Raw genomic sequence first — 9,621 nt, forward strand, 5'->3', positions numbered from 1 at the left:
AATCTGGTCCTGCGTAAATCGTGCTTTCTTCATCGTCTGTCTCCAGTGGACAGACCTTACTTCAATTCGAGGGCATTTCAGGGGGCAAGGTCAATCGCAGCCCTGTCCGCGTCCCGCCGCGTGCCCGCACTCATCGCCATGCGCGACAGGATGCGCGCCAAGGGCAAGGCACCCAAGACCATCCTTATCGCCGTCGCGCGCCAACTTCTCGTCATCCTCAATGCGATGATCCAGAAAGGTCAGCCTTTGCAGTTCACATGACGACACAGTTGCCCCCAATCACGACATGAGGAATGGAATCACAGAGCGAAGCACAGAACCAGAGGGTTTTTCGAACCCTCCCCCTCTCCAAGGGGGCTGGCATCACATGATGCCAGCAGAAGGCAGAACGGGGAGCAAATTTCAAACCGAGACACTACCCTGCTTTCATGATGCTTCCTTGTCCTGATCAATGGCTCGCAGGCCGGGGCGTCTCCATCGTGCCTTGATATTGGCGGGAGGATATGCGTAGAACGAGACAACAAAGGCAACGGCTACGTGAAACTGGTCACTCAACAAAAAGATGGGGTTCAGAATGAGTGCTGAAACTGTGAATGTTTCATTTATCGTCCCGGCTTATAATGTTTGGAAATACCTTGAGAAATGTATTGCGTCTCTTCAGGCGCAAAGCTTGGATAGCTTCGAAATTATTCTCGTCGAAGACTGTTCACTCGACCGCACATTGACTTTGGCCCAGCGCCTTGCAGCCAAAGACGAACGGATTCGTCTGATACGTCATACGAAGAACCGAGGGCTTGGGCCGGCCCGCAACACCGGGCTTGATCACGCGCGAGGCAAGTACATCTGTTTTGTCGATTCCGACGATTGGGTAGATCCGGGATACGGTGAGGCGTTTTATCTGGAGGCGGAGCGGACTGACGCAGAGATGGTGGTCGGCACATTCTATGCCGTCTTTTCCCAAGGAGCACGCATAGCATCCCATTTCGTTGACCCTGCGGTCCGCTATGCAACGCTACCCTTCAATGCTCGCACCTGCCCGGCTGTGTTGTCCATGCCTACGCCCGTGTGGGATAAGTGTTATCGGCGTGACTTCCTGGATCGCCATAACCTACGTTTCCCAGCTTTGATCGGTGAAGATATCCCCTTTCAATGGGAGGCGATGACCCAGGCGGAACGGATATCCGTAGTGGGTGAACCATTCTATTATTACCGCATTCGCGATTCGCAAAAAAACCGCTCACTCACCGCAGGGCGCGGTATCTTTGCGGATGTATTCCTTGCTCAAGAAAAAGCACTAACTTTTCTTGTAACCAGCGGCAATTACGAGGAATACAAGGAAATTTGGTGGGAGCGGATGATTAAGGAGCTGCTGCATCTGACAGAAAAATCCGGGGATACGCTAATTCTAGATAATTTCGTCGCAAAAGTTTTTTATATGATGCTACGTCGCTCTCTGGAGCCGGTCAATTTCTCTCTTCTCAACCGCGCCTACGTCCCGGATCATGTCCTGTTCAAAGCCATGTTCGCACGTGAATGCGCATCCTGGAAGGAATTCCAGGATTTGGTGGCACGTAGCTATCCCGGAAAACATCAGAAAAATCCGTTTTTCTTGGGTGCTGGGAAATTACGAATGGTACTCACGCAGCATGATCTTGATGCAGATGAAAGCGGAAGAAGCTATCTTCTGACGATTGCCAAGCATGAGGTGAGCCAAACTCATTATCCAGATCTACCGGAATATGTTGCGGCCAGTTCTGATGCACAGCGCATTGTTCTTCTTCCTCCAGTGCACGATCCAGAAATGGATTCGGCGCGAGTGAGCATTCAATTGACTGGAGACGGCACGAAGCGTCTCTGGTATTTTATCTCGTGTGCGCAGGCGACACGCCGTTCTGAATTGGCCATCTTTCAACGTGTGCTGGGGCCAGACCGTGAAGTCATCGCGGAAAAAAAGACCGTTTTGCATGTCGGCGAAAAAATCCTTCTTTCTTCACTGGACCTCCCAGAAGGAGAAAGCGTTGAAAGTTTTACATTTGAGTTCTTCGTCAAATGCCTATCCGGTTTTCCGGCGTGGGCTTCTGATGTGACGATTTCGAATTTCTATGGAGAGGGTTCATGAATAACCGGGTTCAGATTTATCTATGCACGAGCAGCTTTTTCGATCTGCCGAAGACTCCGCCCTTCATCCCGATTCAGGGCGGCGCCGCACTCAATCAGCCGCTGCCCGGTGTTCAAGGTGACGATACGGGCGACAATATTTCAAAGCTCAATCCGATGTATTGCGAAATGAGTGCGATGTATTGGGCGTGGAAAAACGCGCCGAGAACTGATTATGTCGGATTCTTCCATTACCGCCGCCTTTTCAATTTTGGCGCGCCTTTAGCTCCCGACGCACATTGGTCGGAAAGAACTTTCTTCGATTTCAAACCTGAGACGCTGAAGCGATTCGGCTGGGATTATGACACAATCCTCAACGCAATCGATGGCGCAGATATCGTAATGCCGCATATAGAGGATGTGCAGCGTCCCCCGGAATGGACAGCACCGGGTACTTTGTATGAACACTATCGCAATTGCCATATTTCACGCGATATCAACCTGACGATGAAAGTCATTAAGGATTTGTATCCTCGGGATGCGGCGATAACCGAAAAGGTTATGCATTCTACCCGCGGATATTTTTGCCATATGTTTATAATGCGATGGGATTTTTTTCAGGAATACATGAAGTGGGTTTTTGATATTGTAATGACCGTTACGAATCAGATCGATCTAAACGCACCAATATACAAATTCAACTCGCACGAGCGCCGCGTATCGGGTTTCCTAGGGGAGCGGATCATAAACATCTTTGTCGAAAAGAAACGCCATCAGGGCGCCAAGATCATGGAGATGGAGCGCTTGTTCGGCCATCTTCCCAAGGAAGGGTTCCGACAGTCGGCGCCTCCCGGTCGCAAGAAGTTCTTCATCAAAAAGCTTGACCATGCAGTGACCATTCGCCTAGGCAATCGGCAGTTCACTGTAGGAGACGCTGGGTAGTCGAGTCAAAGTTGTTTATACACACGTACCATCCAAGAGGGATGCAGAAACATTGCTCTATAAGAGGCCGAGTATTTCACACATTTCCCCCGTGTTCGGGGGGATTCATCGCGGACGTGGAGCCCCGCGCAAAAGATGATTACATCCGATCGTTGCCGGTATCAGGGAACGACACCTGCTTCGGGAGCGCTCTTTCATGTCCTCCGTTGACTATCCATCCGTCCGGTTGTCCTGCATTAGCACGCCCGACGCCGAACCAATGCTTATTCGGTTTTTGTCCGGTGTCGAAGATGGGATTGCCGTTACCTGTCATGCGCTTGATCTATCCGGAGGACGAGGACTGGGTGGAGGAGAAAGATTGTGGAAGTACAAGACTCAGCTTCTTATCGATGCGTGTGATGTGGGCACAGATGATTTCGAGATTTTCTCGGACATTGACATCACTGTGTATCGCCCCTTCAGGCGGGAGCTTCCGGCTCTCATGGATGGATACGATATATGCTTCCAGAGAGAATGGTGCTGGGAAAGTAGACAGGCTAATATCGGCTTCATTGTATTCCGACGAAGCCCGGCCGTTCGTAATTTTTGGAAGGAAGTATTAGAGAAGGTTCAAGAAGACGGAATCTGGGATCAGGAGGCCGTGAACTTGCTTCTCCGCGACGACGCCTTTCTTCTCCGGATCGGCGTCAAGGTCGGACTTTTGCCGTGCGCGTTCTGGGCGTTTTCACAGGGTACTTTGCCGATGAATGCATGCATTTTGCACCATGCCAACTGCGCCAGTAAGATAGAACGAAAATGGCTACAAATGAACACGTATAGATCGTTGTTCGTCGGCAGTAAGGCGGCTCATCGGGTGGCTTTCGACGCCGCCGTGCGTCATCTGACGAATTGCACTTGGCATTGCGGCGAACTCGACCGTCGGACGTTGCTCGGAGAAATTGGGATCGACGACGCCGGTGTCGTGCGGGTCCACAAGGGCAAGGTAGATGCCCAGCAAGTTACGGTCACAGCCGACTGCCTCGTAATGCATCGTCAAGGCGAGAAGCTTCTCGCCATTTGCGACGAGTTCTATCTCGATGCTCATCGCGGGCGTGTGGTTTGCGTAGGCCGACTCTGCCTCAAGGATTTTCAGGCGTCCCGCGTACGTTACGGTTTCTTCTTCATGTATGCTATATTGGATTAGTAACCCGCCAAAGCTTCATTCAACGTTATGCCTTTTCTTGACTTGAGTAACCGGCCCTTTCAATGAGATCTGCGATGTCCGTCGACACATGGCCGCGCGCTTCGTGTTGCGCAATGCGGCGGCCAAACAAATCGACTAGGAAGGTCTTTCCATCCTGAACGGCCAAGCCGAGTAATGGCAGCGACGGAGGTATCCCTTCCATCACCTCCAGGAGACGCAGATCAAGGATCAGCGTACTTTCGTGCGCGTCCAGAAGTGCGCTCCGCATAGCCGCCAAGTCGGCCGAGCCGACCATGTTTGTCGGCGCCACGGTCCGGCATCGCTGCGAAAAACGGGTTTCGTGTTCTCCGGCGACCAGGACACGGATGGAGCCAGCCGCTGCGGCACGGGCCAAGCTGTCAACCACTGGGAAAACGGTAGGGTCGTAATCCGATCGTTGGGCGATCAGCACCAGACAACCGGATGTCCGTGCGCGAAAGGCAAACGTCATCTGCGCATGCGACAGCGGCGCAAAGCCCATGTATGGCTGCGACAGTTCCAAGTTCGGATTGTAATAAGGGTCGATTTCGCGCAAGCCCGGGTAGCAGGTACGGGCATGCAGGAAATGCTCGCGATTGATTTGGTACTTGCGTGACGTGTCGTCGTATCCGCGAGAACGAGCTTCATGGTGCGTGATCCGGCTACGGGTCGTGATATAGTTCGTATAGCCCATATCGCGTAGCGCCAGACACAACGCGACGTCGTTGAACGACAAGGGAAAGTTCTCGTCGAACAGCCCGGCCGTGACGAACACCTCCCGCCGGATCGCCATACACGCGCCAGTGACCGCTGATACTTCCCGTTGCGCTGTCACCACGCCTTGACCGACCGAGGTGTCCTTCGGGAGCCCGACGCCGATATGACCGACTCCGCCATTCATACCAATCAGGCAACCGGCATGCTGAATCGTCTCATCCGGATAAAGCAATAGTGCTCCGACGGCTCCTGCGCGCGGGAGCTGGAGAAGACCGAGCATGTCAGGAAGCCAATACTGGTCATGGAATTCGATATCGTCGTTGAGGAAGATGAGAATTTCACTATCGGATTGCCTTGCCGCAACGTTGTTGACGACGGCATAGTTGAAGTCATGATCATGATGCAGCAGGCGATAGGACAAAGGGCTATTTCTCAACGCATCCTCGCCGTTGCCGGGAGGATCGCATGTGATAATGACTACATCCAGCAGATCGCGGTAGGCCTTCGTTGTGCGGTGCAGGCTTTCGAGCAGGGTCGAGAGGTATGCTCCCCGAAAAGCTGTAGGAATGATGACGGTGATACGTGCCTCGGAAACCGCTTCGAGAGACCGCGCTGGAAGAACGGATGTTACTCCAGGCGGGGCAAGTTGCCGCGGCGCAGAAGCTGGCAGATGACTCAGGCAGAGCGGGATATGCACGACTTCGCTCGGAGATAGCCGCCGGAGCTCTGCGTGAAGTATTTCGTCCGTCAACCCAACTGCAGGCCATTTAGTCTGTCGGCCGAGCCACCCGGGCGAAATGGCACAACCCGCGGCCAAGAAATCCACGTGTCGCAAAAGCTCGGGAGAAAAAGCAGGTTTGAAGAAGGGATCCTCATATAGCACGGAACTAATCCGCGTATCGTGATCGGCGTAGAACGCGACCTTCTTTCCGACTAGCGCGCGACAAGCCAACTGGCCGTAATCAGGCGCAAGGATGGCTGCCATCCGCAACCACACGACGGCATCGTACCTCTCATGCGAGATAATGACCGTTGAGGCCAATGGAGCGACCGTCACGTTACAGCCACGCTGATTGGCTAGGCTTTCATTGCAAGCTCCCAGATGAGGCGAACTAAGAGCTTCAGGCCCAAGCAAAACGAGTAGTTTGCGAGACGAAATCTCGTCGTCTCGCAAAGGAGGTACTGGATGGGCCTGTCGCCAGCGATGGTAGTCTAACTGGATTTGCCGGGGCCAGCGAGCACATAGGCGAAGATCGGACCACACAGCGGCAGGGCTTTGTCGGTCAAGTTGACGGCAAAGGATACCTATATTGTGGGCCGCCAGCGTCAACTGAGCCTTGAAAGCGCGCCACAAGGCGACATAATGAGGAACCCGCCGAATTGGAAAGGTGATACGCCAAGACAGTGAGTTTTTGAGCCGCTGGTTCCGTTTGTAAAATGTGAGGAAAGCCAGCTCAAGATCCCGGTAGGCGAAAGGACCGGAAGGATAATCGGCCGACGGGGAGGCACGATCCTTCTGCTCAGCCATGAAAGTGCAGTCCTTATTGAGCCAAACCTAGAGCAATGAGCGCATCATGCAAGGAGTTATACGCTTTCGCAAGCTCCAGCGGATCGACTTTTTTTGATAGGTCGAACGCCGGATGGAGCTTCGGTGGGGCGATCGGGCCACGACCGAGGAACCCAATTCCGGTAGAGGAAAGTGTCAGGAGCGGTCGATTGGCGGAGCGGTACGCGATCGCAAGGCTCTGCCGCGCGCCACCCAAATTGGTGCCCGTTAGCAGCCAGGCGTGGGGCGCATTGCCGATCTGTATACCCGCTTCAGCCGAACCGGTGGGATCAGCGTGTTCGTCGTGCAGGACCAAGCTGTAGGGTGGCGTTGCAGCCGGCAGACTTCCCCCAAGCTCAGTGGCGTACTTATTTCTAAGGCCCGGCCCTTCCGCTCCCGGCAGGCGGTGATTGATGTCGATCCCCGCGACGCTCCAATCGTACACACCAATTCCGGTGCTAAAGTTGGACCGAGCATCGAACGGAATATAAGGACTGCCTCCTCCTCCTCCGACACGGAGCGCATATTCCGCTGCAGGGCCGGCGGATGGCAGGGTGCCATTGGACGTGCTTTGATCACCGGAGAATCCCGACAATGCAAGCATGGCGGTGATCGGATAGGTACGTGCATTGAGTGGAATGCCGGCGTCAGCCAACTCGTCTTTTAGCATCGGCGTCGCGACCAGCGACTGACCATAGGAGCCCATATGGTTGGATGAAAGCGCCGCCACGCCGTTGCTCATGTTCATAATCCGGCCAGAATAGACGATTTCTAACTCCGGCGATTTGGATGCATCAGGAGCATATGGTGTGGATAGATGAAAGTCCGAAACCCAGTAGTGTTGTCCAGGCGGATGGACGCCGTGATTGTTGGATCGAACGTAGGCGTAATACGATGAGAATTCGTTGTGACCATGCGTCGGCGTGGCCTCGTTATAGATGTCAACCGTGCTCTGAACACCGATTGCCGTACCGCTAGAAGCCTGACGTCGTCCATAGGTAATTTGCACGTTTAGCGGCGATGGGAGTTTGCTGTAAGCATCCCATAACCGTATATTTTCGTAATCCTGGCCAATAATTACCTCGTCTTTTGATGACACGATCAGTGGATGTCTGCGTGATATACTATCATAAAGAAAAAAATCCGTATCACTTATACCTGAATATTGACCAAGAACCCAATTTCCGAATTTAATATCAGAACGTGGAAAGTCCTTTCCGGAGGGGAGCAGGTCAATGTGGGTACCTTCCACCTTATTGTATTGAATGACGGACGATACCTTTCCACCTGGCAGAGCTTCTGCGTACGGATGCGAGGCAATCACCAGAAGCCCCGTGCATAGGCTTATGAAGAGAGCGGCGTGAGATCGCTGCGTGAACAGCCGAAGCGACCGCAGGAGGCGAAGGCGTAGCAACATGGCAAATCCCCCAGCAAACTGTGCGAATAGAACCGAGCGGTTAATATGCCGTGCAATCATCAACCCTTTCAACTCGTTGGCTGGTTGTCGTCGATGGCATGAGCGCAAAGAACGTGGATCGCCCCTGTGAGTGTTGGCCAAAAAGTTTTTTGCAAGACCATTTCCCACAGACATGGAGTTTTCAGATCATAAGTCAGAATGGTGCGTATCCAAGGAAGATAGTACGTCTTGATCGACAAAAACGATTACGTCTTGTCGAGATTGAGGCGGAAGGGTTTGATGGTGTCCTTGCCTTTCGTGGGCAAGGTCGGAAACGCAAAAGGGATTGTGAGATGAGATTTTGTATCGTCGGCGCCGGCTTCAGCGGGGCAGTTGTGGCTCGCCACCTGGCATCGAAAGGGCACGACGTACTGGTTGTCGATGAACGTGCGTGTTTGGGCGGGAATTGTAGTACAGTCCGGGATGCAAGCACCGGCATTATGATTCATCGCTACGGACCGCATATCTTCCATACTGCGCACGAGCACGTATGGAACTATATCCAGACTTTTGGACGTTTCCGCCCTTACGTCAACCGCGTCAAGGCGATCTCTAACGGGCGAGTTTACACTCTTCCGGTCAACCTGCTGACCATCAATCAGTTCTTTGGCAAGACGATGGGGCCGCTCGAAGCACGCCGCTTCATCGCGGAGAGAGCGGATCGCACCATCACGCAGCCCGCGAACTTCGAAGAGCAGGCTTTATCCATGATCGGGAGAGATCTCTACCAAGCGTTCTTCCGGGGCTACACACGTAAACAATGGGGGCTAGACCCAAGGCAGTTACCGGCGTCGATCCTCAAACGCCTACCGGTGCGCTTCAACTACGACGACAATTATTTTAGTCATCCCTATCAAGGGATACCCGAAGACGGTTATACAGCATTAATAGAGAATATCCTCGACATTCCGAAGCTGACGGTACAATTGAATGTCCGTTTTGAAGAACTCAACGCTGATCGTGATTTCGACCACATCTTCTATACGGGACCTATTGATCGTTATTTTGGTTTCGCGCATGGGCGCCTAGGCTATCGTACGCTCGACTTCGAACGGTTCGATGATGAAGGTGATCATCAGGGGACAGCTGTGATCAACTATTGCGATGAGGATGTGCCCTATACCCGTATCTCCGAACATAAGCATTTCGCACCGTGGGAAGCCGATTCGTTCAAAAAGACGGTTTGCTTTCGCGAGTACAGTCGTCTCTCTGCGCCGGGGGATACCCCTTATTACCCAATCCGTCTCGCCACAGAGACGCGGATGCTGAAGGACTACGTCGCTTTGGCTCGGCAGACGACAGGCGTGTCTTTTCTGGGGCGTCTGGGTACATACCGTTACCTGGATATGGATGTTACAATCGCTGAGGCACTGGTTGCTTGCAACAGGATCGACGAACTCCTGGCTGAAGATGCCCCGCTCCCGGCCTTTTTCGTGGACCTAGACTGAGCGGCCGGCGTTGTTGCAAAAAAACGGTTGAGTGGACGCGCCATGGCCTATGAGGCTTGTCTAAGCTGGACTTTGGCGGTTTACGCTGCGTAGCAGGCATTGTTGAGCAAGGCATCGAAGAGATTGCTCGGTATTTTCCTGGCGTCGGTTGTTGACGGCGACCGTTGAAAATACGGGCCGGCCCAAAGTTCTCTTCGAACCGCGGCGATGGCAT

Annotated in this window: 6 protein-coding genes and 1 pseudogene; 5 read left to right on the top strand and 2 right to left on the bottom strand. The window is 53.2% G+C overall.

Going from position 1 to position 9,621, the window contains the following annotated elements:
- The 4 genes and pseudogenes from EDC31_RS17975 to EDC31_RS16640 form a co-directional block, all read left to right on the top strand.
- Positions 1–261, top strand: a pseudogene (locus EDC31_RS17975) (hypothetical protein); the annotation flags it as partial.
- 313 nt (positions 262–574) lie between these two features.
- A complete protein-coding gene (locus tag EDC31_RS16630) occupies positions 575–2,119 on the top strand; it encodes a glycosyltransferase family 2 protein (RefSeq protein WP_158310342.1) in 1,545 nt (514 codons plus the stop codon).
- Positions 2,116–3,039, top strand: a complete 924-nt coding sequence (locus tag EDC31_RS16635; protein WP_042060422.1) for a DUF4422 domain-containing protein — start codon at positions 2,116–2,118, stop codon at positions 3,037–3,039. Before EDC31_RS16630 ends, EDC31_RS16635 begins: the two co-directional genes overlap by 4 nt.
- Positions 3,040–3,235: 196 nt before the next feature.
- The gene (locus EDC31_RS16640) at positions 3,236–4,222 is read left to right on the top strand and encodes a putative nucleotide-diphospho-sugar transferase (protein ID WP_081797741.1); all 987 of its coding nucleotides are present in this window, start codon (positions 3,236–3,238) and stop codon (positions 4,220–4,222) included.
- A gap of 25 nt (positions 4,223–4,247) precedes the next feature.
- On the opposite strand, the gene EDC31_RS16645 is transcribed toward EDC31_RS16640, so the two are convergent.
- Positions 4,248–5,942 carry a glycosyltransferase family 2 protein gene (locus tag EDC31_RS16645; protein WP_158310341.1) on the bottom strand — a complete coding sequence of 565 codons (1,695 nt, stop codon included), beginning with the start codon at positions 5,940–5,942 and terminating at the stop codon, positions 4,248–4,250.
- A 556-nt stretch (positions 5,943–6,498) separates the two neighbouring features.
- Positions 6,499–8,094 carry a hypothetical protein gene (locus tag EDC31_RS16650; protein WP_132127180.1) on the bottom strand — a complete coding sequence of 532 codons (1,596 nt, stop codon included), beginning with the start codon at positions 8,092–8,094 and terminating at the stop codon, positions 6,499–6,501.
- 158 nt (positions 8,095–8,252) lie between these two features.
- Here EDC31_RS16650 and glf point away from each other — a divergent pair, with 158 nt between their 5' ends.
- Positions 8,253–9,407 (top strand): UDP-galactopyranose mutase, encoded by a 1,155-nt coding sequence (gene glf / locus EDC31_RS16655; RefSeq protein WP_042060416.1) that lies wholly within the window; start codon positions 8,253–8,255, stop codon positions 9,405–9,407.
- Positions 9,408–9,621: the final 214 nt, after the last annotated feature.

This window comes from Acidomonas methanolica (genome assembly GCF_004346035.1).
Classification (GTDB): domain Bacteria; phylum Pseudomonadota; class Alphaproteobacteria; order Acetobacterales; family Acetobacteraceae; genus Acidomonas; species Acidomonas methanolica.

Bases quoted from the DNA above. Each gene is read 5' to 3' on its own strand.
- EDC31_RS16630 (WP_158310342.1), top strand. From the start codon at position 575: ATGAGTGCTGAAACTGTGAATGTTTCATTTATCGTCCCGGCTTATAAT.
- EDC31_RS16635 (WP_042060422.1), top strand. From the start codon at position 2,116: ATGAATAACCGGGTTCAGATTTATCTATGCACGAGCAGCTTTTTCGAT.
- EDC31_RS16640 (WP_081797741.1), top strand. From the start codon at position 3,236: ATGTCCTCCGTTGACTATCCATCCGTCCGGTTGTCCTGCATTAGCACG.
- EDC31_RS16645 (WP_158310341.1), bottom strand. From the start codon at position 5,942: ATGGCAGCCATCCTTGCGCCTGATTACGGCCAGTTGGCTTGTCGCGCG.
- EDC31_RS16650 (WP_132127180.1), bottom strand. From the start codon at position 8,094: ATGTCTGTGGGAAATGGTCTTGCAAAAAACTTTTTGGCCAACACTCAC.
- glf (WP_042060416.1), top strand. From the start codon at position 8,253: ATGAGATTTTGTATCGTCGGCGCCGGCTTCAGCGGGGCAGTTGTGGCT.